The following is a 25,638-nucleotide window of genomic DNA, read 5'->3' on the forward strand; positions in this document are numbered from 1 at the left end:
TAGGTCATCTGATTCCACATCATAGGTTAAGTTTTGGCAAGTAGACAGCCATTGAACCGCATATGTACGTAATCCGGCAGCTTTTCCAGCAAGAATAACTGCGTTCCTATCACTTACAAAGATAGCTTGAGTGCTTTATGAATACCTTTTGGGTGAGGCTTAGGATGAACCACATCATCACCTTTGATGGTTACGTCAAAATAGGATTCCAACTGAAATGCAGTAGTAGAGATGTCAAAAAAGCATCTGCTTTTACCTGTGACAACGCAAATAATATGTGGATAATGTTCCTCACATTGGGATTCATGATGCTCTGGTTCATAGTAGGAATAGTAGTCTTGAATGGCGTCTGACACAGATGGCTTGTTGGAGCGGTAGGAATCAACAATCTCCTCTTCTGTTGGACCAAATACCGCAAAAAATTCCTCATTTGTAAACTCTCGATTATCGTATTGCTTATAAACAGACCTAAAAGCATTGAATGATAACGGCAAAATATGAGCAAGAGTTCCATCAAAAATTTAAGAGCACAGCTTTTATCGACATTTTAAGAACACGCTCCGTATGAGAATTTGAAGGGAACTTTCTTGGTTACACTAACCAATAACCATATACTCCCATATAAAAGGTCTTTCAGAGAGGTGAAATTCAATGGACAAAATTAATCGATATGTTAAGGAAATTATTGAAGCTTCAAAGAGTGGTAAGCTAGTTTTTTTCGTTGGCGCGGGGCTTTCGACTCTATCTAACTACCCACAGTGGTGGCAATTAGTAAATAGATATTATGAGCAGCTATATGGGAAAACAAAGGAGGGTAGCTATTCATCTGATGATTACTTGAGAATCCCGCAGATGTTTTATGATGTCTGTGGGGAAAAGGACTATGACAGGATTCTAGAGAATGTTTTCTCGGTAGAGAAAGAGACAAATCAAATTCATGACAAAATGATTGCATTAAATCCAGTGCACATCATTACAACAAACTACGATAACTTAATAGAAAGGGCATGTGGTAAGCGAGGAAAATATTTTAGTGTGATAAGTGGAGATGAGGATATTGCACGAGCCACTTCTTCTAGGTATCTACTTAAAGTACATGGCGATTTTAGCCGAGGATTTAAGGGTGCAAATGTAGTTTTAAAAGAGAGTGACTATATAAATTATGAACAGAATTTCCCTTTAATTAGCAACCTTATGAAAACTATTATGGCTACACATACTATTGTTTTCATTGGGTATGGCCTTGGTGATTATAATATTAAAATGTTAATGAACTGGGTTAAGAAGTTGCAAAATGATAGCTATAAGGAACCAGTACTGATTCGTACTGAATACGAACCACTGGAAGAAAATGAGGAAGTATACTTTGAAAAAAAGGGCCTTCGAATTATAGATGCGGCAAGTTTAATTCAAAGTGATAAAATGGAATATTTACAACGATATGATGCTGTTATGAACCGGCTTATTGAGTCGAGAGATAATAGTTTAATCTCATGTGACGATGATGTTATTGAATTCATATATTTGAAGTTAAATCCATTATTTACAATGAAAAAATTAAGAAAACTTGATCTCAAATATGTATTTGATTATGACTATCACTTTGAAGTATGTGGTCGCGTTATTTGTCATAATAATAATGGATTTGGTTATATGGAAAGATATTTTGAAATTAAAGATAATAACGGCCATTTATCTTCGAGTTTAAAAGCAAAACTAAGTGAAATTAATTTGTTTTTTGAAAGAACAGGAATAACCTCTATGCTCAATTCTTCAAATAGTGCTAGCATTAGGCCATTTGAAATAGATAGCTTAGTATATCATAATAATTTTGAGGAAATGAAAAATTTTATAAAATCACCATCATTTAATCTCGAGCATAAATATAAGAAAGCATATTTTTTGGCGTATTTAGGTAATGTGGTTGAGGCCTATAATTACTATTCTGAGGTCATTCTAGATTCTATAAATAAGTTAGATTGGTATCTACACTATCTCGCACAGATTAATAGATTTAGACTATATCAATCCATCAAGCATAGATCTAGGTATGATTATAATAATAATCTTTTTTCAAAGGACTTTATAAGCCAAATAGATAGAGAAATGAAGAACTTTAACATTGACAATGTTTTTAGTAGTATGCCATATGACTTTCAAAATAAGTACTCAATACTAGAGCTCCTCAGTGATAATAAGTTTCTGCATGATGATACAGTCAGATTGGTTGAATTAACCGACAGAGTTCATTCAACTATGAGTAAGGGATCGTATGCAACCGGTCTAACTGCTGATATTGAAGTTGAGCTACGGCTTAATGACAACATTTCATTTTTATATGAAAATTGTTTATGGTTCTCTGAATTTTTTACGTTCAAACAATATATTAGAAATTCATTACTGCTATTATTTGAGAAGGCGAACTATGATAATACACGGGATCTAGATATTGTCGGGTATTCAATGGGATTTGATCGGGATAATTTTCATATTAGTTATTATGATTTTTTAAATGTAGCGAAGACATTTAGTGTTGATGATATCAAACATCTAGAGAGAAAATATAATTTCGAAAATTTTAAGTTTATAGATACTGATAAAATTGAAAGTTATCTTTTGCGTATGGCGGATGAGACTAACAAACTGCTTTCGAATAATAAGGTAAGAATATGGGGGGAATATAGGCCAATAATTAAAGAAGCAAAAGTTGCTTTTTATTTTGCAAAATATATAAAAATATCTACAGAAGGGCTTATAAAGATTTTTAATACCATTTTACTACATTTTCCGGATGATGATCTAGACATAAGGGACAAATATGTTTGGATAAAGCGACTTAGCCAAAACCCCCCAGATGTATTGATAACAGTTATTGAGGACTTTTTAATCCAAAAAGTTAATACTCTTAAGGAAGGGCATTGTTTCTGGTATTCAAAAGATAAAAATATTATAACTTACTTTGGTAATTTAATTAGAGATTATAAGCCTGGTTATATTTCAAAAAGGTTATCAGAGCATCTAGTAGGTAAACCCGAACACTCAGATATACAAATAGATTTTATTTATCAATTATATAGATTGTTATCAAAGGAAGCAAAGGAAAAAATACTTGTTTTGAGGCCAATACTAGAGCTTAATGGGTTTATGAACGCACTAGAGGTTGGTGCCGTTAAAAGTATATCTGATGGTCAGGAACTGATTTTGGAATATTTAGAGAAACAAATACAAAAAAAATTTTTGGAAAGGGAGGAAGGGGTAATTTCAGACGGTGTAAACATTTATTATTTTCCTGTGTTTGGAATATGGTATTTTTTAGGGGAGCTAAATGACCTTAGAATGAAGAATTACAGGGGACTGAATGAAGAATACGACATGTTTCTTGAGCCTGAATCTTTTGATTATAACAGCTTTGAACCGAGATGGCTAAAAACTTATAGTGACAAGTTGTTGGAGAAAATGTCTCAAAATAAGTTTATGCGTCCGCACATTGTAGAAAATCTTAAGGAGTGTATTTTAAATACAAATGATAAAAATTATATTGAAATATTTTTAAGATATTTCGCTTCATAAAATTTACTTGGTTAATATTATTATTTATTAACCAAATTGCATTTATTCTTCTGTAATTGACGTGCGCCCATTTCACAGTATCCGCAACAGATATTGGTGAGCCTCAACATCCAGAGAAATGTTATAGTAGAATGAGTTACTTAACTTTTACTAGACCATAGATAAAGGGATGTTGCCATATGAAATATAAAATGATTGTACTCGATCTTGATGATACATTACTGCGTAATGACGGAACCATTTCGCCAGGCAATAAGCAAGCACTAATGGCTGCACAGGAAGCAGGCGTTAAAGTTGTATTGGCGTCAGGCCGCCCAACCTACGCGATGCGAGCATTGGCAGATGAGCTGCATCTTGAGCGTTATGGCAGCTATATTCTATCGTTCAACGGTGCGAAAATTATTAACTGGAAGACGCAAGAAGAGTCGTTCAGCAGTACGTTAACGCCAGAGATGGCGTACAAGCTTCATAAGATGAGCATTGAAGAGGGCGTATCAGCTTTGACGTATGTCGGCGATGATATCATCACAGAGGAAGCGACTAAATATACCCATGTTGAATCTGAAATTACAGGGATGAAAGTAGTTGAGGTGCCAAGCTTCGCTGAGGCAGTTCAAGTACCTGTTGTAAAGGTACTAATGGTGGCAGAGCCCGAGAAACTTGTCCTTGTAGAAGAAAAGCTAAAAGCGAAAATGGCAGGACAATTGAATGTGATGCGCTCCAAGCCATTTTTCCTAGAGTTTACGGAAGACGGTGTGAACAAAGGGACAAGCTTGCATCATCTTATCCAAAAGCTTGGCATCGAGCGCTCAGAAGTTATTGCGATGGGTGATGGTTATAACGATGTTGCGATGCTTGAGTTCGCAGGTCTTGCTGTCGCAATGGGCAATGCACCAGATGAAATTAAGCAGTTAGCTGATTACGTTACCGATACAAATATGAATGATGGGGTAGCAAAAGCGGTAGAACGGTTTGTACTAAACGATCTCGTTCCAGCAACGTAACCATTACTAGTATTGAACATAGTCCATGTATGAAACGCCCTTCGGGGCGTTTTTTATATCTCAACTATCCATCCATTTATTATCGGTCATGCGATAGGCTATACTGAATTGACCAATACATTTTCGATCACATGCAAGGCAGGAGATGAAGCACCAATGTCTAAAACCATCGTAGAAAAATTGAATCTAAATAAGTATAAGCAAGCTGCTATATTAAATCAGCCCGAAGGTTCTGATTATTTCACAGAGCTGTCAGAATATCATACAACGCTGAAAGAAGGCACTTCGTACGATCTCATCTTCGCTTTTACACTAGATATGGAATCCTTAAAGGAGCTTGTAAATCGCGTTATTGATAAGCAGCATCTCACTCAGAACGGCTACCTCTTTGCTGCCTATCCGAAAAAGGGCAATAAAGTATACGATACGTTTATTCACCGTGATGACCTACTGTCTGGACTAGGCAGTGATGAACAGGGTTATGTCGGCACGAGCACGGTGAAATTTGCGCGTATGGTCGGCCTTGATGATGTGTTTACTGTGGTCGGGTTTAAAGAAAATGCGAAGGGTAAAGGTCAGACTTCCTCAGCGTCCAGTCAATGTGTAGATGATTACATTGCCTTAATTCCAAATGTAGAACAAGACTTGGCAGATTCACCAGAACTGCTGACGATCTATGAGGGGCTGACTCCAGGTTATCGCAAGGACTGGGCACGTTATGTGTACAGCGCAAAGCAAGAAGCGACACGATCAAAGCGCCGGGATGAGATGAAAATGATTCTTCAAGCAGGCTATAAAAGCCGCGAGCTGTATCGCAAAGATCTCTCATAAAGGTAGATGAAAAATAATAAGACCCTCAATCGGCGAATAGATTGGGGGTCTTTGTATGTTATGGCTGTGTTTATTTATATTTATTTTGCGTGAGAAAGCTGAGTAGAAGTTAGGTGCTGTACATACGCTGCCTTGCCTTGCTCCAACTGCTCTTCAGTTAGGCTGCCTACATTATAAAGCTTGAACGGAGGCAGGTAAGAAGCTCCTACAAAGTTCACGGTTGCCTCAAACGGTCTTAGCAGTTCTTCGATCGTGAAACGGTTATGTCCATCCGCTTGGTATTGCCCATTGGTTCCGTATGCCGATATTGATACGCCAATTTCTTTCCCCTGCAAATGTTCACCGTTCGGTCCGTAAGCCCAGCCGTATTGCAGCACATGATCGAGCCACTTTTTTAATAGAGGCGGGCTGCTGTACCAATAAAGCGGGAACTGAAAAATAATCCGATCATGTGCAAGCAGAAGCTGCTGCTCGCGAGCAACATCGATAACTTCGTCAGGATAAGCTTCGTAAAGGGTGTGAACGGTAATTTGCTCGTGCTTTCCTAGTTCCTCAATTAACGCTTTATTAATTTTGGACTCAGCTAAATTTGGGTGAACCGCAATAACTAACACGCTCATCTTTACCACTCCTACTTTTCCGATTTGGATGTATGACTTAATCATATTCATCATAAAGCAACTACGCACAAAAAATAAGTACGCACTTTTTCGGAAGATACTTACCCACAGGTAAGCGTAAGTTGTGTTACTTTAAGAAATCTCGTTTCATAGAAGACAGAACAGAATAACAGAAAAAACCGTCCAGCGTCTATGCACATACAGTAATGACTCCTATCTCATAAACGGGGGTCAGTACCTGCAGGGGCGGTAACCGTGTCGGTTTTATTTTTGTTCCTGAGCAAGTTCAGGACAATGGTTTGCAACGGGCCTAGTCTTTGAGTGTTCGGCTTGGAATTGAAGACCCCATTGCTGTAAATGGTCAATGGCAGGCTTTAGACCTTCGCCGAGAGGAGTTAGTTCATACTCTACTTTTGGAGGATTCGTTGGAAAGACATGTCGAGCGATAATACCGCTTGCTTCAAGGTCGCGCAGTTGTTCGGCAAGCACTTTGTGATTAATACCTTCGATGAGCTTCTTCAGCTCGCCATATCGCTTCTTGCCATCAAGCAGTTTGTAAATAATAGTGGGTTTCCATCTTCCGGCGAACAAGGCGATGGACAGTTCGATCGGACATTGATACGTCTTTCCGTTGAATTCGTAGAATGGACTAGGGGTTTCGATCAGGAACACTTCCCTTCTGGTAAGTATCAAACGAGAAAGTGCGTACTTACTTATATAAAGTATATGGTGTTAAATTGGAAATGTAAACCACATAAAACTCCGACTAAAGGGGCACAAACAAATGAAGGTATTATATATAAATGTTCATATTTACATATAATGCCTAATTAATGTACAATATATGTATATGTCACGTTTAAGAGAGGTCATTCTGATGATGAAAATGGGTAACTGCTCGGTGCAGTTGAGCTAATCTGATAACAGATTGCGCCGAGCTTACATAAGGACTGTTATCAGTCAGCTGCACCGCATCCGCACATGAACAACTAATGATCAATGATGCGAGAGGGGTACAGTTATGATGAAGATAAATGAATGGAAGAACCTATGGAAATCGGAAGAGGAAAAGACATTTGCAGGCTGGGATTTCTCCTATATTGACGGTCGGTCTGAGTTTCAGGCTGAACCTTGGGATTACAAAGCCACAGTCTTATCTTATATACATTCGTCCACAACGTTGCTGGACATGGGGACGGGTGGAGGAGAATTTCTATTATCCCTTGCACCACCGAAGGGTAGTACGTACGCGACCGAGGCTTACCTACCGAACTATGAATTGTGCAAGCGCATGCTGCCTGCTCATGGGATTGAGGTTAGAAGAGTTATCGATGACAATGAGCTGCCGTTTGAAGACAACTTCTTTGATCTGGTGATCAATCGCCACGAAGCCTTCTCTGTAGAAGAGGTACGCCGTATTCTCAAGCCGAACGGCATCTTCGTCACACAGCAGGTCGGTGGACTGAACAATAAGGAGCTTTCCACCTTTTTATTAGGTAAAACACCTGACATTGTGGACCGAACGTTCGACCTTGCTAACAGCTGTGAAGAGCTTATAAAGGCTGGGTTTACCATCATCGATTCGGGCGAGTATTTTCCGAAGTTGAAATTCTTCGATGTAGGCGCACTTGTGTATTTTGCTAAAATCATTGAATGGGAGTTTCCTAATTTCACAGTCGAGAAGCACTTTGATAAGCTCTGTCTTCTTCAAGAACAAGTGGAGGAGAGGGGCTATGTGGAGTCGATGGAACATCGATTTTTCTTGATAGCTAGGAAATCTGTTTAGTCATACGTACTTCTTAGGCCGAAATAATGGATACTGTCTTAACGATATAACGTAATCGTACACCCCTTAAATTACACGCTGGTGCCGTTTTCGTGAAGCCAACGTCTTTTTAAGGGGTGTGTTTTATGTGATTTGCGCTTTAAATCATATAGAGGAAAGGAGCGTGGTTCTGCGTGCTTTGTACAACTTGCGGAGAACATAGAATTAAAGATGGAGATAGATTTTGCGGTAATTGTGGCGAAAGAGTGATGCTGCCGGACGTCGAAAAGATGGAGGTTGCCATACATAGTCAGGAAGTAATGGAGATATCCAATAGAAAACCGAAGTCTAAAAGATCTATCTTTAAAAATGTTGTTACCGTAATTGCCGTTATAGCTGTAGGCTTTATTTTTGAGCGTCATATTCTTCCTAGCGCTAAGTATTTGCAAGCAAGGTCATTTATGCAAGATAACGAAAATACGAGAGCAATTGAAATATTTGTTGATTTAAAAGGATACAGAGACTCCGAAATTCACTTAGCCAATCTTAGTTATGAAGAAGGGTTACGGCAATATGGAGCCGGAGATTTAAATAAAGCCAAGGAGTTTTTCACACTTAGCGGCATGCATATGGACGCGCAAATGTATGTGCAGGCAATTAAGGAATTAGAGGGAATGCAGGGAACTTGGGCAGTTAATTCTATGAAAGCTCTATTTAAACAAATCGTTATATCAGGTAATCAATCGATATCGGTATTTGCACCGTATACCGATACTCCTATAGCTAGCAACTCGACGCTATCGATAGTTAGAGGCAAAATACAAGATGAAGAGGGAAGGCATTATTACTTAAGAGAGCCTTACTTATATATTAATAATGGTAAAGACGACATCATATATGAAAAAGTTAGTGATTCTACCGAGGTTCCAGAAGGAGAAGAGGAAGAAGAAGACTGTCATTGCTAATGTAAAGCCCTATTTGAAAGTATAAAAGTATAAGTGAAGAGTTGCACCTATATTTAATAGGGAGCAGCTCTTCTTCTTGTAAAAGCAGTGTATCAGAATAGCCACACAAACTTTTTATACTTTTAAGTTTACAAAGTAATAACATTTCTATATGCTTAAATGGTGGAATGTGTAAACCAAGGAGGGATAACGATGGAGTTAGCAGGGAAGAAAGTTGTCATTACAGGAGCGGGTCGTGGACTTGGGCAGGCCTTAGCGATTAGCTTGGCAAAGATGGGGGCTCACTTGTTTCTGTCTGCACGCACGAAGGATAGTCTTAACGAAACGTGTCGGCTTGTAGAAGAGACAACAGGACAAGTACCATTTACATACGAGGTGGATTTGCGTAATGCGGAGCAGATACGCTTATTTGCCGAGGGAGTAGAGCGCGTAAGTCCAGAGATCGATATATTGATTAACAATGGTGCAATGTGGCTGGCTGGAGAGTTAGATAGTGTGAGCGATGAAGAGATTAGCGACACGATAAACTCTGCTGCTGTAGGCACTACCCTTACTACACGTCATTTCCTACCGCTGCTGCGCCGTTCCAAAGGTGCCGATATCGTCAATATGATATCCGTATGCGGTCTGTTGAACGTTCAGCATGAGTCGGCACATGAAGCGTTCCATGCAGCTAAGTTTGCTCAAGCTGGCTTCACGGATCGGCTGCGCCATCGCCTTAAGCCGGAAGGAATTCGTGTTATTGGGGTATATCCGCCTGACTTTGACGATGTTTCTCCGGTTGACTCAGAATGGTCACATCCTCGAAACACTCGTAACGACCAGAAAATTTCGAATCGGCATGTGGTGGAGGCAATTACGTTTGCGCTTACGCGTGATAGGATTTGCTCCATTAATTCGATCCAGTTAGATACGTGGCCGAGTGTTTAATAGGATGGGCAGGAAAAAGGAAGCCTGTTCTTAAAAGAGAGGAAGTCTTGTATTGCATATTATACTTATATAAAGAAAGAACCTGACTAGATCCCGAAGCCTACTGGCCCCGGATATCTGTAAAAAAGAAAAATCCTTAAGTGATTATAGGATTAAAAACAACAACCCTCACTAACCATTTTTTGAATGGAAGTGAAGGTTGTTGTCACCTGTAGCAGTAGATTTTTATACTAGTAGAATCGTCTTTCATGAAGGCTTTGGACAGCAAGGACTACTTCTTCCACAACAAGTAGATAAAGTATGGCGCCCCGATAATCGCAAACATAATACCTGCTGCAATCCCTTCTGGATCAGCAATATTGCGGCCGATCGTATCAGCAACCAGCAGCAGCCAACCGCCGAGCAGCACGGCTAACGGAATAAACAGCTGATGGCGGGGCCCGATAAGCGCTTTTGCTAAGTGAGGAGCGATAAGGCCAATAAAGGCAATGCCCCCTGTAACGGACACCGCAGATGCCGCTAATGCGACAGCCGCTAGCAGCAGCACGATTCGTTCCTTCTGTACAGAAACGCCAACACCAACAACGACAGGCTCGCTTAGCATAAGGATATTCATCCGGTTTGCCTTATAAAGCGTAAATGGGATGAGTACGATAAGCCAAGGAAGTATTGCCCACACGAACGGCCAGTCTGTCCCCCAAATATTGCCCGACATCCATTTTGCAATAAAATCGACTTTGTTACGGTCTGCCGCAGACATGATCACGATCATAAGACCCGACAATGCCATGGAGAATCCGATACCAACGAGAACGAGCCGAACAGGCTGCAAACCTGTGTGCTTGTTATAGGAAAATGCGTAAATGAGAGCCGCCGTCAGCAATGCCCCTGCAAAAGCTACAGCAGGAATGAGATAGACGAACGAATCCACATGAATCGGTACAAATAAATAGAAGATTGAAATGGCGACGCCAGCCCCTGCGTTAATGCCGATAATACCCGGTTCGGCCAGATCATTGCGTGTAACGCTTTGTAAAATTGCCCCTGACAGCGCTAATGCCATACCAGCAAGCACGGTAATGACAATTCGAGGCAGGCGAAGCGTGAATAAGACAAACTCTTCTTTGAACGTACCGTTGCCTAACAGTGTAGGTACTATTCGGTCAAACGAAACAGAGGAGTAGCCCAGCCCTAAGCTAACGATAGTGGTTAGTAAAATAAGAGCCGAAAATGCAATCAACAGTATTCGCTGTTTGCGAATGAGAGTGGGAGGAATCATGACAGTGTTTTCCCTCCTTTACGCACAATGATTAAGAAGAACGGCAGGCCAAGAGCGGCAATAAGAGCTGCTATAGGCGTCTCATACGGTGCACCAATAATGCGTGCCATCGTATCGGCAAACATCATAAACGAAGCGCCGACTAATGCACACATTGGCACAATATAGCGATAGTCAGTCCCTACTATGCCACGTACGATATGTGGAATCATAAGCCCGAGAAAGGCGATATTGCCGACTAAGGCAACAGAAACGCCGGCAAGGAGCGTTGTGACCACAAACAACACCGCTTTAATCCATTTCACATTTTGCCCAAGTCCGATCGAAACTTCCTCACTTAAGCTCAGAATCGTTAACTGCTTTGAACATAAGATGGCTAGAATGAGGCCAATACAAATGAATGGAATAATGATTTGCAACTGCTCCCACGTAGTACCTATCAATCCACCAGCCGTCCACATGGACAAATCTTTTGATACTTTAAAATAAATACCTATCCCCTGTGCAATCGCATTCAGGAATGCGGTCATCGCAGCTCCGGCCAACACGAGGCGCAGCGGAGAAAGATTGCCTTTCTTCAAGGAAGCGATGCCGAATACAATAAAGGCCCCAGCCGCCGCACCGATAAAGCATGCAATCGTAATGCCAAAATAATTGGCTGTCGGGATAAAGGCAAGCGTAATCGCGAGTGCCGCATTGGCCCCGGCTGTTAAGCCAAGAAGCCCCGGATCAGCCAGCGGGTTGCGCGTCATCCCTTGCATAATCGCCCCAGACACAGCTAATGCAGCCCCAACGAACATCGCGCCCAACTCACGCGGAAGGCGAAGCTCGCGAATAATCGAAATGGACTCGCTTGTTTCTTTTGACGTAATGGCAAGCCATACATCTGATAACGTTGTGTTGGCAGCGCCTAGTACAAGCGATGCTGAGAGTGTAGCTAGCAATAGGATCAAACCAATAGCTAGCTTTAATGGATAAGGAATCTTACGTCGATTAGGTTTCATCATAAGTCGCTCATCTTTTCTATTGTGGATTAAATGGACAAAAGAACCCCCCAACCACATTAATCTGTGGAGGAGAAGGTTCTTTATTATCCTAGTCGTACAAGGACTTGCTTATTTGCTTACTTATTTGCCGAGAAAGCTTTTAATAAAGAATTCCAACTGCAATTCAAGTGTTAGCGGATCGTTGAAGTAGAACTCCATCATATTCGCTTCATATACACGGTTGTTTTTCACAGCAGGGATATTTTTGTATGTTTCCGTTTGTTGGAAGGAGTTATCGCCTTCTTTATTTTTGCTGAGAATGACGTAGTCACCCGCATATTGCGAAAGAACTTCCGTAGAAAGGGCATAGTAGCCTTCTTTCGTCATTTCTTTCACTTTGTCTGGCATGTTAAGCTTCATTTCTTGATACAAAATTTCTGTACCGCGTCCCCAGTTGTCGCCATAAACGTACAGCTGCTTATCAAAGTTTTCGATGACAGAAACGGTTGCGTTCTCACCAATTTTAGCTTTAATTTCATTTCCAGCTTGTTGAGCACGTTTCTTGAAGTCATCGACCCAAGCACGAGCTTCTTTTTCTTTATTCAGCAATTTTCCGATTTCGATATGCTGTGTTAAATAATCGACTTTACCGTACGTGTACGTAATCGTCGGTGCAATTTTATTTAAGTTGTCTACATTTTTCATATTAGACAAACCAATAATTAGATCCGGTTTAAGCTCAATAATTTTCTCCAAATTCTCATCGGATACTTCTGCAGCCTCTTTCATTTTTTCTGCAAATCTCGGATTTTTCTTCGTCCAAGTATCTACACCAACTAGGTTAACACCTAAGGCTTCAACATTCCCTGCGAATGAACCTAGAACGATGACGCGCTGTGGATCAGCAGGAACTTGTACAGGACCACCTTCTGATTGGTACGTAATCGTGCTTGCTTTTGCTTCATTAGGTGCTTCCGCTTCCTTGTTAGCGGGCGCTTGGTTACCACACGCACTAAGGACAAGCAGGCAGAGAAGCAGAGGGAAAAATAGTTTTTTCATCATATGTACTCCTTTAGGCAGTTTCGTACTGCTGATCGTTAACGTTTAAAATGAAATTCACAATAACGATACAAATAGATTGAGATATCGTATTGCGTTTTATACTGATAATGATTATCATTAACAATACGTAATTAATATAAGAGTATCTATGCACAAAGTCAATCAAGTAAATAATGGAAGTTAGCATATACAGGATATAAAGACACTTCGCATGAACAACGAGCTTGCGGAGATATCAATTTAGGAGTGTGCGGAGATGGATGAAATTGAAGTTTTTGATGTGACGATAATAGGTGGCGGACCCGCAGGGTTGTTCTCTGCTTTCTATAGCGGCTTGCGAGAATTGAAGACGAAGCTGATCGAATTCCAGCCGCGCTTAGGCGGTAAAGTTCATGTGTATCCGGAGAAAATGATCTGGGATGTAGGCGGACTTGTACCTACGACGGGTGCGAAACTTATTGAACAAATCGTTCAGCAAGGTCTCACTTTTAATCCTGAAGTTGTGTTAAATGAAAAAGTAGAGTCCATGGAGAAAAATGAAGACGGATTGTTTGTCCTACATACAGCGTCAGGAACGAAACATTATTCGAAGACGGTTATCGCGGCAATTGGCGGTGGTATTTTGAATCCGCAGAAGCTGGAAATTGAAGGCGCTGAGCGCTATGAGGTATCGAACCTGAACTATACGGTTAAGTCGTTGGCTTATTTTAAAGGGAAGACGGTCGTTATTTCTGGTGGCGGCAATTCAGCTGTGGACTGGGCTAATGAGTTGGAGCCGATTGCAGGCAAAGTGTATCTAACTTACCGTAAAGATGCTTTGTCAGGTCATGAAGCACAAGTGTCGCAGTTGATGAACAGCTCTGTGGAATGCTTGTTCCATACGACGATTACGAAGCTAATCGCTGATGAGCGTCATGAAGTGATTGAGCGTGTGGAGCTGACGAACCATCAGACAGGTGAAGTGACGCAGCTGGAGATTGACGAGGTCATTATCAATCATGGCTATGAACGTGATTCAGCATTAATTGGCAATAGCGATCTTCCCATCGAACAAGTGGATGAATTCTATATGGCTTGTAATCCGAAGGGTGAATCGTCTGTGCCAGGATTATACGCTGCAGGGGACATCTTGCATCATGAAGGGAAGCTACACCTTATCGCTGGCGCGTTCCAAGACGCGGCGAATGCGGTCAACCAAGCGAAGCTATTTATTGAACCAGAAGCAAGCAAATGGGGGATGGTATCGTCTCATAATGAAGTGTTCAAAGAACGCAACCGCGAGCTTGTAAAGCAAATGATGAGCTAGCCGATTACGAATCGGTGAGAACCAAGTTTAGTTTTGTGCGCTGCGACATTTGATAATCTGTGATTAAAAGGATGAGCCGTTCCGATTTAGGAGCGGCCTTTCTGTTGTTGGCTCGTGTATTTCAACCTATATACAGATTGGTTTTGCATACAGATTGTGATAGTATGTACACCTATAAGAGATAAGGAAGTGAACGATGATGATCAACATTACGGTCCCAACACCGGACGTTACAATTTACAAAGAGATTGCACCTGAGCTGAGCAATATTTATGGTTTTACGGATTTCCACCTCATCACGCGTGAAAAGGGCGGCATCTTTATGTTCTACAACAGCAAGGATGAGTTGTTGTTCGTAGGTAAAGCGAGAAAGCTTAGACCAAGAATTAAGAAGCACTTCGAAGATTCGGTATCCCCTATGAAAAATTACAGAAACGAAGTAAGCAAAATTGAAGTATGTGTCATTGAAGATGCGGTCGATCGTGAAATTTACGAAACGTACATCATTAACGAATTCCAAGCGAAGTACAATGTGGATAAAGTATTTTATAAATAAGTAAAAGTACAGGTTCCAAACATTCCCTTGCCTTTGAGCAAAGCCATTGTTATGCTGAGGTTAGAGATGCAAGTGGAAGGAGCCCATCGCTTAGTATGTGTCCAAATAACCTGTAAAGCTGATGAATTTGATAGCATACCAATGGTAGTGAGTCACGAGGTGTCGCTAGTTTGCGCTGCTTCTGCCGCTCGTTTATTTGGTAGCCCTATCGTCAACCTTACAGGATACGCAGGATGAGCGATGTATATATACATTCATGATGCGGATACCTTTTTGGGTGTCCGCTTTTTTGTATGGATATGTACAATATATACAGCCCAGCAATCAACAATTAGGAACGACCAATCTGCATCTCTACTATGCAACGCCTGCTATCCTCCATATGAATAAAACGGAGGAATTAACTATGACTATGTATTCATTGAAAAATAAAATTGCAATCGTTACGGGCGCTAGCCGCTCAACTGGAATTGGAACAGCTATATGCCGCGAATTAGCACGCGCAGGAGCGGACATATTCTTCACGCATTGGCATGCGTTTGATGTAGCCGAAGGCAATGGCGTGGAGATCGGCTGGCCAGAGCAATTATGCCAGGAGCTGGAGAGCTTAGGTGTGAGGGCGTGCCATATGGAAGCTGATTACGCCAATTCTAATATGCCGGCGATGATCATGGAGCAGGTAGAGAAAACGTTAGGTGTCCCGACCATTTTGATCAACAATGCGGCCTATTGCGCACCTTCGAACTATCGGACACTTGATTTGCGCTCGCTCGATCAGCATTATACGGTTAACAATCAGGGGACGATTATGTTAAGCGTGATGTTTGCCCGAAGATTTGAACAGTATTATCCAGCAGGGACGCCGGGAAGAATCGTCTACATGGTGTCCAAAGGAGACGATCCAGATAATTTGGCGTACATTGCAACGAAAGGTGCGCTGCTAGGTTTAATTGAACCGTTGTCGGTTGGGCTGGCACCGCTGCATATTACGGTTAACGGGATAGATCCGGGGCCGACAGATTCAGGGTGGATGGACGATACGTTGAAAGGCTTTCTGCAACCCATGTTCCCAATGGGGCGAATCGGCGTGCCTGAAGATGCGGCGCGAGCGATCCGTTTTCTAGCTAGTGATGAGTCTCAATGGATAACAGGGCAAATCATTAAGTCCGAAGGTGGATTTAGAGGTAAATAAAAATGGAACGGATGCTAAGTAAGCAACTATGTAACATCATATTGCAGCGCTTGTCGTGAAAAATAAGCAATGTATGAAAGGAACTGATCGGAACAGGATCAGTTCCTTTTTTTAATCACTACCTCCAAAACTACGTAGTCACTAACTTATTGACAGTAACTTATAAGCATGATATATTTATCTCGAATTAAAGATAATTTAATTAAAGATAACTCAACAGAGATGTACGATACACAGTAACAGTTAGGCTGTACGAGGGAATTTGGTTAATCTCCAACAGCAATGGTTAGTATTTTCAAAACAGAGCAGACTCAAATATGACAATCATACGGAGGTAGTTATAATGAATCCATTGAAAGGTATCCACCATGTTACGGCAATTACAAGCAGTGCAGAGAAGAACTATGATTTTTTCACAAATGTATTGGGGATGCGTCTTGTAAAGAAGACGGTCAACCAAGATGACATACAGACATATCACCTATTCTTTGCTGACGATAAGGGCAGCGCAGGTACAGATATGACATTCTTTGATTTCCCTGGCATTCAGAAGGGTGTGCATGGTACAGACGAGATTGCAAAAACATCATTCCGAGTACCGACAAATGCCGCTTTGGATTACTGGGTGAAGCGCTTTGATCGCTTGGAAGTAAAACATACGGGGATTCAAACGTTCTTCGGGAAAAAGACATTATCATTCGTTGATTTCGATGACCAGCAATATCAACTTATTTCAGATGAGTACAACAAAGGCATCGCATCCGGTACGCCTTGGCAGGATGGTCCAATTCCATTGGAGTATGCCATTACTGGTTTAGGCCCTGTCTTCATTCGTATTGCTCCGTTCGATTATTTCAAGGAAGTGCTGGAGAAAGTGTTCCTCTTCAAAGAAATCGCACAAGAAGGCGACTTCTACTTGTTTGAAATGGGGGAGGGCGGTAACGGCGCGCAAGTCGTTGTAGAGCATAACGAGTCTCTTCCACGTGCACAACAAGGCTTCGGCACGGTTCATCATGTGGCATTCCGTGTGGACAATCGTGAGGAGCTGGATGCATGGATGGAGCGCTTGGAAAGCTATCGCTTCAATACTTCCGGTTATGTAAATCGCTACTTCTTCGAATCACTTTATGCTCGGGTAGCACCGCAAATTCTGTTCGAGTTCGCAACAGACGGCCCTGGGTTTATGGGAGATGAGCCTTATGAAACGCTTGGAGAGAAGTTGTCCCTACCGCCGTTCCTAGAACAGAAGCGTGACCACATCGAGAAATTGGTTCGCCCAATCGATACGGTTCGCAGCACGAAAACGTTTGTGAAGGAATAATGGATGTAAGCAATAGAGGAGAGGCCGTGCAGGATAGTAATTGCGCAGTCTCTCCTTATTTAGGTTATAAGTGTCAATGGTTTGGCCATTCGTCCGCTAAATATCGCGGGTAATTGAAAAAATAATCCGATCTGGTCAAATTTATTTTTCTAGCCATTTTTAAAAATAAGATGATCCCGTCTTGCTAAACTTCATCGTAAATGGGTTACCTTATAGAATGGCAGCTGCATAATTAATCGTCCAAGACCGCAGCTACTCTTGAAGCTAAAGGTAGGTGCTGCATAATCAATATTTCCTTTGCATATAGTATAGTTACTAAATCAAATTATTGTCAACACATGATTATTTTTGTAGAACAAGCGCACCGTTTCAGCCCCCTATTTATAGTAATTTTAAAGGTAATCGACCAATAGACGAAAATACTAGTATATGGTATCTTGTTAGTGCTACCTGATATGACGGCTGTTCTCATGGACAGTTTAAGCTGTACGTATAGTTAGGGAGACAATGCAGCACGTTAAATATACATCGTGGAAGTTCGCCATTATGAATCAAGCGTTGATATACATAGATGTCCCTTTATTGAATTATTTTACAGTAAGCATTCTCCTTGCAGAGGATGGCTTTTAGTTATGACAACGTAGATTTCGACATCATTTATTGGGGCGTCATCCAGAAAGGAAGAAAAGATGAAGAAGCGATTTATAGACATTTTTATGATTATGCTTGGAGCTTTTATTTTTGCAGTAGCGATTAACGTCTTCGTTATTCCGAATGAATTCGGAGAAGGCGGGGTTACAGGGATTACGATTATTCTTTATTATTTATTCCAATGGTCTCCGGGGCTTGTGAACTTGGTCATTAATGCATTCTTGTTAATTGTCGGGTACAGGTTCCTCGACAAGATGACAACGATATATACAATTATTGCGGTCCTATTTAATTCCCTCTTTTTGTACCTTACAGAAGATTGGTCGATTGCATCTAACGAGCTTATTATTAATGCCATCTTTGGTGGTGTCTTTACTGGAGTAGGGCTTGGCTTAATTATTCGTGTAGGCGGGACAACAGCAGGTACGACGATACTTGCACGCATTACGAACAAATATTTAGACTGGAACATCAGCTATGGACTCTTGTTCTTTGATCTCATTGTAGCGTTCTCCTCGTACTTCATCATTGGTGCGGAAGCTTTAATGTTTACGATTGTGATGCTTTATGTAGGCACGAAGGTAATGGACTTTATTATTGAAGGTCTCAATACACAAAAGGCCTGCATGATTATATCCGATGCACATAAGGACATTGCGGAGCAGGTCAATTTGTCGATGGATCGGGGCGTTACCGTCTTCTACGGAAGAGGTCATTATACGAATACACCGAAGGAAATCCTGTATGTTGTTATTAGCAAGCAAGAAGTGAGCGCATTGAAAAAAATTGTACGCTCCCACGATAAGGACGCGTTCATTACGATTCATGATGTACGCGATGTGTTCGGTGAGGGATTTGTAGATATATCGAAATAACGGAATATCAAAGTAACGAAAAAAGGCGAAGAAGTTTCCCCTTCAGGGTTGGCTTCCTTGCCTTTTTTGTTTGTACCTAGCATGTAGATGTCTTATCTAGGTGACTATTCAATCGTAATCTGGATGCTTGATTCTAAACGTTGTACAGGCAGGTCAATAATGCTTTTCGTTGGGTCATTACTTGCCATGCGGTAATCTGCAACGACACCAATCGTGTAAGTTCCAGCAGGCAGGTGGAGAGGTCTGATAATTTCCTTCTTAAAAATTTCTTCGCCACCTTCTAGGTCGTAGCGTGGAGATGAGCCGCGATTGTATTGATAGGCAACGAACCTACTCCATGATCTAGCTTCCTGGAATTGAGGGGCAATGTCGCTCGTTCGCAGAGCTAAAGCTCTTGTTTCCCCGAATATGGCCCCTTTTGCATCTGTTACATAATAATGAAGCAATGGGCTACCATGATGGAGTTTCGCCTGTTTCCCACTTTTGTTGCTCAGAACGGACCAAATTGCCAGCGGCTCTCCTACGTTATATCGCCCTTTACTGCTGTTAATCCGAAGGTGAAATAAAGAATTTTCGTTGTCAGCATATAAGTTTGATGCGCCTCCAACCTCATCAATTGAATGATACATATCGATATAAATGCTTTTGCTGGCTTTATCGTATCGCGTAAATCCTATGTCGGCATTTTCAAGGGAACGGATAGGGATATACGTCAGCCCATCCTTTTGCAGGAATGGCAGGTTTGGATGATTTCCGAGCTCGTTCCCCTCAAAAAATATGTTCCCCTCATATTTGGTGAGAACCCACTCATTGGATGCGACAACGGTTGTTCCCGTAATGAATAGCACGATGACAAGCCACACGAGGTGAACTTTGAGATTTTTCATCGCATGTCCTCCTGCTTACTTCCCGTAGATCGATTAATCTTTATACTGATAGAAGCTCAGTGTACCTGTCTTCTCATCTGCGCTCACAAACAAGTCTCGTTTGTTTACTTTATGAATGCCCTCTGGTGCTTTGCCACCGGATGGAACTAAGCCTAAGTATTTTGGTTTCAAGGGATTCGTTACGTTAAAGAACAAGATCGTGTTGCCACGCTCGGAACATACAGCCAGAATCTGCTTACCATCGAACTTGCCGATCGTTAAGTTCTCCACTTCACTGCCGCGCTTTGGACTACGGTCATCTGGATATACACCAGCTTCGGCGTTGACACGATCAATTAGATCCAAGCTGTCATACACGACATTACCATTGAGATCCCATGCCATAATGTTGCGTCCGCCGGAGAATACGCCGTCCTTGAACTCATTAGAACCGAGATCGCCTTCATTCGCAGTGTACAAATATTTACCGTTAGCGCTCCATACGATTCCGTCTGGCTCAGGACGAGCAGTAAGGTCTTCGGTAATGGAAACGACGCCGTCCGTTTTCAAGTCTGCTTTATGCTGCGTTGTACCAAGGCCAAACACTTTCGTTACTTTTTTGCTCTGCAAGTCAATGAGCGCAATCGCATTGTTCTCTTGCAAGGTTACAGCTGCGGTCTTGCCATCAGGGCTGATAGCAGCGTATTCAGGCTGCGGGTCATTCGGATACGTGACATTAGGACCTGCATTCGTCAAATCAATCGGTACATCCGTTACCGTTCCGTTCAGCACATCTGCCTGCGGGAAGGATAGAATGGCTACAGAGCCAGGGCGTTTTACTTTGCTGAAGTCAATTTCATCGAGAATGGGGTCAAGTTCTTCATCTTCGATAGCGACAACTGCCGTACGGCCATCTTTGGAAAGGTCGATCGCGTCGGGGCCGATTCCTACCTCGTACGTTTTGGCAATGGTGCCAGCTCCGATATCGACAACAGCAATGACACCTTTATTGGCGTTGTTTACGTTGTCGCCTGTCCGTACAGCTGCTAATGCATATTTGCCATTTGGTGTAACGACTACACTTGTTACCTCGGCCTCGGCGGATATAGATTTCAAGCTGATTTGCTTAATAGTTTGGATGTTTTTCAGATCTTTAATGGATACGACACTAATAGAGCCTAAATTTGCTTCGGTTACGAGAAGTGTGCTGCCGTCTGGGGTGGAGGAGATGATTTCTGCTGCTTTGCTAGGCATGGCGTAAGTAGCTGCAAGTTGGAAGCCGCTTTTATTTTGTACCTTAGTTTCATTATGCTTATGGCTGTGATTCCCTGATTGGTGGGATGAATGTGAATGCTTGTCATGGTCATTGCTTGCAAAGGCTGTAGAGAACAGCGAAGCAGTAGATAATACACATGCTAAGGTAACAGAAATAAACCAACGTTTACGATTCAATCGAAACACTCCTTTTGCCTATTCATTTTTTTGGATGGGTAACTAGATTGGTTAACTTACTGACTTGCTAAGGAAAATGAATGTATGTAGGTTGTTCATGGATGCGTACAATTGGGGGAAATCGTTCTCACTTGGGCAAGATAGGTGATAATTAACGATATTATTCGACAGCCATAAACAAATTCCTCCTTTGATTCCAATTCGTGTTGTGTGAAATGGTTAGCCGGTTCGCTTCATCAAATTCACTTGTTTTCATATATAAAATTTGGGACAATAAGAAGCAGATTGTGAGTATAGGCGTGGCTTGCTGGAACGTATAGGGAGTTGCGTTAAATAGAACTTAGAAATTCAGTGTTTTGAAAAGAGGACAACGAATGAATAAGCAATCCATTTATGGATTAACACTAGATCAATTAATAGCATGGCTGTCCGAACACGGACATAAGAAGTCTCGCGCAGCAAAAGTGTGGGATTGGTTGTATCGCAAGCGGGTGACGGATTTCGCTCAAATGGATGATGTGAACAAAGACTGTTTGCAGCTGCTATCTGAGCATTTTGTCATTCAAACGTTAACCGAGCACGTGAAACAAGAGTCTGCGGACGGCACGATCAAGTTTCTATTTAAGCTGCAAGATGGCAACCTGATCGAAACGGTGTTGATGCGACATAAATTCGGTCTATCGGTTTGTGTAACGACGCAAGTTGGCTGTAATATCGGGTGCAGCTTCTGCGCGAGTGGATTAATTGCGAAAAGCCGTGACTTATCCAGTGGTGAAATTGCGGAGCAAATTATGAAGGTTCAGCATCATCTTGATGCGGTTGGCAAAGGTGAGCTTGTCAGTCATATCGTTGTCATGGGAATCGGCGAGCCATTCGATAATTATGAGAACTTGCTTAATTTCTTGAAAGTTGTTACCGATCGTAAAGGTTTAGCGATTGGCTCAAGACGAATTACCGTATCGACGAGCGGATTGGCTACGAAGATTAAGGAGTTCGCAGATGCGGACTTGCGGGTGAATTTGGCGTTGTCTTTGCATGCGCCTAATAATGAACTTCGTACGCAAATCATGAAAATTAACCGCGCGATTCCAATCGAGCAGTTAATGGAGGCGTTGGATTATTACTTTGCGAAGACGAATCAGAAGGTGACGTTGGAATATATCTTGCTGCGGGATGTAAATGATCGCCCAGAGCATGCGTTGGAGTTGGCGCAGTTGATTCAGGACAAGCGCCAGTTCTTGAAAGTAAACTTGATTCCATACAATCCAGTTGATGAGCACAGCCAGTACCAACGTACGACACGCGATTCAGTATTGGAGTTCTTCGATGTGTTGAAGAAGCATCAGATTAATGCGAGCGTGCGCGTGGAGCACGGCAGTGATATCGATGCCGCATGCGGACAGCTGCGCAGTAAGCAGATGAAGAAAGCTGAAGTGAGTAAATAAGCGTAAAGAGACCATGTGATATTGAGTGTGGAGACTAAACCCATTTTTGGACAATAAAAGAGCGTACCCACCGACGAAGAGTGGGTACGCTCTTTGTTACATCAATTAGTTTTGAATTTTATCAGTTAGTGCATCGATGTTCGTCAAACCTTGGTTGATTTGACCTAGGCTCGCTACGATTTGACCTTGAATGTTGTTAATTTGCGCTTGAAGGTTTTGGAACTGCATAGCTGCCATTGGGTCGGAGTTACCGATAATTTGAGCGAACTGTTGAAGCTGAGATTCAACGAAATCGAATTGTTGAGCTACCATGTTTACGCTGTTTACCATGTTTTTAAGGCCTTTTACTTCAGCATCGATTTGATCGCCTACGCGAGCGCTTTTGTTGCCAAATCCAAATCCGTTTGATCCAAACATGTGAACATCTCCTCTAAAATATATAATAGTTGCTCTAATGGGGGTAGAATCATTCTCACAGCCTTGATGATTATCCGACACGAAAGGTTCAGCATGATTTAGCGCTAACGTAAATCCATGAACTATAGCAACCAAAACTTATGTATGAGATGCTTATCCCACTTCGCATATCAAGGTTCCCCTTGCAGTTCTCCTGCGTGAGTCTTACATGATAAAAAAAAATATGTAACGATATCTTGAGTATTTGTATTTTAATAAGGTACATATTTACATACGCACATAAAAGGATATAGTTTCATACCAAAGAACTTTATTCCATGTTATTTTTTACAAAATAGATATTGTGGTGCACGATTCTCTCAAAATGAATCATGTTCTTTCTATGAAACGCTTCAAGGCAGTAGTTTTCTCTGATTTTACGATTAATACTGTAACGAATCGTTGCTGAGACTACCTCCTCAAACCTACTCGTTTGTACTACAATGAGATCGAACTATATTTTTCCTATGCACTTGTCATTACATAGAAATTAGAAATCATACTATGAATACTTGGTTAGGAGGAAGTATCGATGAAATTGCGATTTGAGGGAGATTTGACGGAATTACTAGCTGGAATTGGCGCGTTGTCGCAGGACAATTGGTTTAGTGAAGCAGAAGATGGTGTGCTTGTTCGTGTGGGGCCTTCAACAGGCAATCTGGAAGTGGGCTTAGAGCAGGGTCAAGCCTATATACGTTATGGACATAAGCATCAATTTTATAGAGGGCTCGGGCTTCTTGTGCAGCACGGCAGCAGTGGGCAGGCTTTTCATATCGAAGAGAAGCAGCATATCCATACGGTTGGACCGATGTTCGACCTTTCTCGCAATGCAGTACTGACATTAGATAGCTTTAAAGATTTATTACGCAAAATGGCGCTTATGGGCATGAATTCGGTCATGCTCTATATGGAAGATACGTATGAAATTAAGGGTGAACCTTACTTTGGCTACATGCGTGGTCGATATTCAGAGGCTGAGCTTCGTGAGATTGATGATTATGCATATCAATTCGGTATTGAGGCTTTCCCAAGCATTCAGACGCTTGCCCATTTAGAGGAGTTTCTCAAGTGGGAGCCGGTAAGGGAATATAAAGATACGAAGGGTGCTTTGTTAGTTGGCACAGAGAAGACGAATCAACTGATGGAGAATATGATCGAGGCGGTTAGTGCTCCTTTCCGCAGTCGTAAAGTTCACATTGGTATGGATGAGGCAGAAGAGCTTGGACGCGGCAAATATTTAGATAAGAACGGGTATGTGGAACGCTTTGAAATTATGATGGCTCATTTGGACAAGGTGTTGGAAATTGTACGTCGTCGTGGCTTGAAGCCGATGATGTGGAGCGACATGTTTTTGAAATTCACTTCTGCTGACGGTACAGAACATTTTGATACAGAGAGTCAATTTTCTGAATCGATGGCAAATCGTATTCCGAGTGACGTTGATATGGTGTATTGGGACTACAACCATATGGAAGAAGAGCATTACGATAAGCTCATTGCGAAGCATCGCCCATTGAACTGTAATCTCGTATTTGCTGGCGGAGTATGGGTATTCAATACGTTTGGCGTTAACTACGGCATGTCCTTGAACGCTACGGATAGTGCGCTGAAGGCGTGCAAACGTGCTGGTGTTGGCGAAGTATATGCGACGCTATGGGGCGATGATGGAATGGAAAGCAATCCATATATCGCATTGCTTGGCTTGCAGTTCTACGCGGAGCATGCTTATGCCGAGGGCGAGTTGGATCGAGCCAAGCTGGCGGAGCGCGTGAAGTTCTGTACAGGCATCGAGCTGGATGCTTATATGCTGATGAAGGACTTGGATGAGACGCCTGGCGCAGAGCCTAACAATGAGAAGCAGAGCAATCCGTGTAAGTTCTTATTGTATCAAGATGTGCTGCTCGGTTTGTTCGATAAGCAGATTGAAGGATTGGAAATGTCGGCTCATTATGCGAACGTGGAGCAGGCGATTCGCAGCAGCCGTGTCCCTGAAGCGGAGCTGGATTACATTTTCGATGTGCCAGAGAAGCTGTGCGGCGTATTGAAGCTGAAAAGTGAGATTGGCATCGAGCTGAAGCAAGCTTATGATGCAGGTGATAAGGAAACGCTGCGACGTATCGCGGTAGAGGTACTGCCAGCTATCGAGGCAGGAGTGCAAGATCTTCGTGCTGCGCACCGCAAGCAGTGGCTGCGTATGTTTAAGCCTTTCGGCTGGGAAGTTATTGATATCCGCTACGGTGGGGTTATCAATCGTCTAGATACTGCTTCCATGCGCTTAATGGATTACGTAGAAGGGCGCATCGGACAGATTGAAGAGTTGGAACAAGAGCGTCTTGTGTACAGCACAACGAATCGCTTCAACAATAAAGGCGCTGGCTGGTGCAGCTTCTATTATCGGATGGCCTCGCCAAATGTGTTCTTCCATGTTATGAATCCTTTTTGACAGCTTATTGAACAAAGCGGCTGAGACTTTCCATAAAGCTCAGTCGCTTTTTAATCCTGTCGA

The 25,638-nt window shown here is 42.0% G+C and carries 22 protein-coding genes; 13 read left to right on the top strand and 9 right to left on the bottom strand.

Annotated features, from left to right (window positions below; translation table 11 throughout):
• Positions 1-113: 113 nt before the first annotated feature.
• Positions 114-521: an HAD hydrolase-like protein gene (locus H580_RS25440; protein WP_084509118.1), complete on the bottom strand. Its 408-nt coding sequence runs from the start codon at positions 519-521 to the stop codon at positions 114-116.
• A gap of 130 nt (positions 522-651) precedes the next feature.
• Between H580_RS25440 and H580_RS0109940 the strand changes: the two genes are divergently transcribed.
• The 3 genes from H580_RS0109940 to H580_RS0109950 all read left to right on the top strand — a co-directional run bounded on the left by H580_RS0109940 (position 652) and on the right by H580_RS0109950 (position 5,405).
• Positions 652-3,570 (top strand): SIR2 family protein, encoded by a 2,919-nt coding sequence (locus H580_RS0109940; protein ID WP_028594645.1) that lies wholly within the window; start codon positions 652-654, stop codon positions 3,568-3,570.
• 179 nt (positions 3,571-3,749) lie between these two features.
• The gene (locus tag H580_RS0109945; RefSeq protein ID WP_028594646.1) at positions 3,750-4,574 is read left to right on the top strand and encodes a Cof-type HAD-IIB family hydrolase; all 825 of its coding nucleotides are present in this window, start codon (positions 3,750-3,752) and stop codon (positions 4,572-4,574) included.
• Positions 4,575-4,730: 156 nt separating this feature from the next.
• Positions 4,731-5,405 (top strand): YdeI/OmpD-associated family protein, encoded by a 675-nt coding sequence (locus H580_RS0109950; protein ID WP_028594647.1) that lies wholly within the window; start codon positions 4,731-4,733, stop codon positions 5,403-5,405.
• 80 nt (positions 5,406-5,485) lie between these two features.
• Here the strand turns inward: H580_RS0109950 and H580_RS0109955 are convergent, their stop codons facing one another.
• Together H580_RS0109955 and H580_RS0109960 are read right to left on the bottom strand one after the other, a co-directional pair.
• A complete protein-coding gene (locus H580_RS0109955) occupies positions 5,486-6,025 on the bottom strand; it encodes an NAD(P)H-dependent oxidoreductase (protein WP_028594648.1) in 540 nt (179 codons plus the stop codon).
• A 264-nt stretch (positions 6,026-6,289) separates the two neighbouring features.
• Entirely contained in the window at positions 6,290-6,697 is a 408-nt protein-coding gene (locus H580_RS0109960) for a winged helix-turn-helix transcriptional regulator (protein WP_245583532.1), read from the bottom strand.
• Positions 6,698-7,046: 349 nt separating this feature from the next.
• On the opposite strand from H580_RS0109960, the gene H580_RS0109965 reads away from it, so the two are divergent.
• From H580_RS0109965 to H580_RS0109975, 3 genes are all read left to right on the top strand, one after another.
• Positions 7,047-7,811 carry a class I SAM-dependent methyltransferase gene (locus tag H580_RS0109965; RefSeq protein ID WP_245583533.1) on the top strand — a complete coding sequence of 255 codons (765 nt, stop codon included), beginning with the start codon at positions 7,047-7,049 and terminating at the stop codon, positions 7,809-7,811.
• Positions 7,812-7,984: 173 nt separating this feature from the next.
• Positions 7,985-8,755, top strand: coding sequence for a zinc ribbon domain-containing protein (locus tag H580_RS0109970; RefSeq protein WP_028594651.1), 771 nt, complete (start codon positions 7,985-7,987; stop codon positions 8,753-8,755).
• Positions 8,756-8,947: 192 nt separating this feature from the next.
• Positions 8,948-9,685 (top strand): SDR family NAD(P)-dependent oxidoreductase, encoded by a 738-nt coding sequence (locus H580_RS0109975; protein ID WP_028594652.1) that lies wholly within the window; start codon positions 8,948-8,950, stop codon positions 9,683-9,685.
• Between the two features lie 271 nt (positions 9,686-9,956).
• Here the strand turns inward: H580_RS0109975 and H580_RS0109980 are convergent, their stop codons facing one another.
• From H580_RS0109980 to H580_RS0109990, 3 genes are all read right to left on the bottom strand, one after another.
• On the bottom strand, positions 9,957-10,964 hold the full coding sequence (locus H580_RS0109980) for a FecCD family ABC transporter permease (protein WP_028594653.1): 1,008 nt from the start codon (positions 10,962-10,964) through the stop codon (positions 9,957-9,959).
• Complete coding sequence (locus H580_RS0109985) at positions 10,961-11,971, bottom strand: FecCD family ABC transporter permease (RefSeq protein WP_028594654.1); 1,011 nt, start codon at positions 11,969-11,971, stop codon at positions 10,961-10,963. Before H580_RS0109985 ends, H580_RS0109980 begins: the two co-directional genes overlap by 4 nt.
• A gap of 120 nt (positions 11,972-12,091) precedes the next feature.
• Positions 12,092-13,009: an iron-hydroxamate ABC transporter substrate-binding protein gene (locus H580_RS0109990; RefSeq protein ID WP_028594655.1), complete on the bottom strand. Its 918-nt coding sequence runs from the start codon at positions 13,007-13,009 to the stop codon at positions 12,092-12,094.
• Positions 13,010-13,268: 259 nt separating this feature from the next.
• Between H580_RS0109990 and H580_RS0109995 the strand changes: the two genes are divergently transcribed.
• The 5 genes from H580_RS0109995 (at position 13,269) to H580_RS0110015 (ending at position 18,913) form a co-directional block, all read left to right on the top strand.
• A complete protein-coding gene (locus tag H580_RS0109995) occupies positions 13,269-14,318 on the top strand; it encodes an NAD(P)/FAD-dependent oxidoreductase (protein WP_028594656.1) in 1,050 nt (349 codons plus the stop codon).
• 199 nt (positions 14,319-14,517) lie between these two features.
• The gene (locus tag H580_RS0110000; RefSeq protein WP_028594657.1) at positions 14,518-14,874 is read left to right on the top strand and encodes a nucleotide excision repair endonuclease; all 357 of its coding nucleotides are present in this window, start codon (positions 14,518-14,520) and stop codon (positions 14,872-14,874) included.
• A 412-nt stretch (positions 14,875-15,286) separates the two neighbouring features.
• Entirely contained in the window at positions 15,287-16,066 is a 780-nt protein-coding gene (locus tag H580_RS0110005; RefSeq protein ID WP_028594658.1) for an SDR family oxidoreductase, read from the top strand.
• 343 nt (positions 16,067-16,409) lie between these two features.
• On the top strand, positions 16,410-17,387 hold the full coding sequence (locus H580_RS0110010; protein WP_028594659.1) for a ring-cleaving dioxygenase: 978 nt from the start codon (positions 16,410-16,412) through the stop codon (positions 17,385-17,387).
• A gap of 689 nt (positions 17,388-18,076) precedes the next feature.
• Positions 18,077-18,913 carry a YitT family protein gene (locus tag H580_RS0110015; RefSeq protein ID WP_028594660.1) on the top strand — a complete coding sequence of 279 codons (837 nt, stop codon included), beginning with the start codon at positions 18,077-18,079 and terminating at the stop codon, positions 18,911-18,913.
• A 104-nt stretch (positions 18,914-19,017) separates the two neighbouring features.
• On the opposite strand, the gene H580_RS0110020 is transcribed toward H580_RS0110015, so the two are convergent.
• Both H580_RS0110020 and H580_RS23905 read right to left on the bottom strand, forming a co-directional pair.
• Complete coding sequence (locus H580_RS0110020) at positions 19,018-19,800, bottom strand: hypothetical protein (RefSeq protein WP_028594661.1); 783 nt, start codon at positions 19,798-19,800, stop codon at positions 19,018-19,020.
• 33 nt (positions 19,801-19,833) lie between these two features.
• Entirely contained in the window at positions 19,834-21,231 is a 1,398-nt protein-coding gene (locus H580_RS23905; RefSeq protein ID WP_051217375.1) for a choice-of-anchor I domain-containing protein, read from the bottom strand.
• Positions 21,232-21,605: 374 nt separating this feature from the next.
• Between H580_RS23905 and rlmN the strand changes: the two genes are divergently transcribed.
• The gene (gene rlmN / locus H580_RS0110030) at positions 21,606-22,676 is read left to right on the top strand and encodes a dual-specificity RNA methyltransferase RlmN (protein ID WP_028594662.1); all 1,071 of its coding nucleotides are present in this window, start codon (positions 21,606-21,608) and stop codon (positions 22,674-22,676) included.
• 105 nt (positions 22,677-22,781) lie between these two features.
• On the opposite strand, the gene H580_RS0110035 is transcribed toward rlmN, so the two are convergent.
• Complete coding sequence (locus H580_RS0110035) at positions 22,782-23,093, bottom strand: hypothetical protein (protein ID WP_028594663.1); 312 nt, start codon at positions 23,091-23,093, stop codon at positions 22,782-22,784.
• A 571-nt stretch (positions 23,094-23,664) separates the two neighbouring features.
• Between H580_RS0110035 and H580_RS0110040 the strand changes: the two genes are divergently transcribed.
• Positions 23,665-25,575 (top strand): beta-N-acetylhexosaminidase, encoded by a 1,911-nt coding sequence (locus tag H580_RS0110040; protein ID WP_028594664.1) that lies wholly within the window; start codon positions 23,665-23,667, stop codon positions 25,573-25,575.
• The last annotated feature ends 63 nt before the right edge of the window (positions 25,576-25,638 follow it).

The organism is Paenibacillus assamensis DSM 18201 (assembly GCF_000422445.1).
Classification (GTDB): domain Bacteria; phylum Bacillota; class Bacilli; order Paenibacillales; family Paenibacillaceae; genus Paenibacillus_B; species Paenibacillus_B assamensis.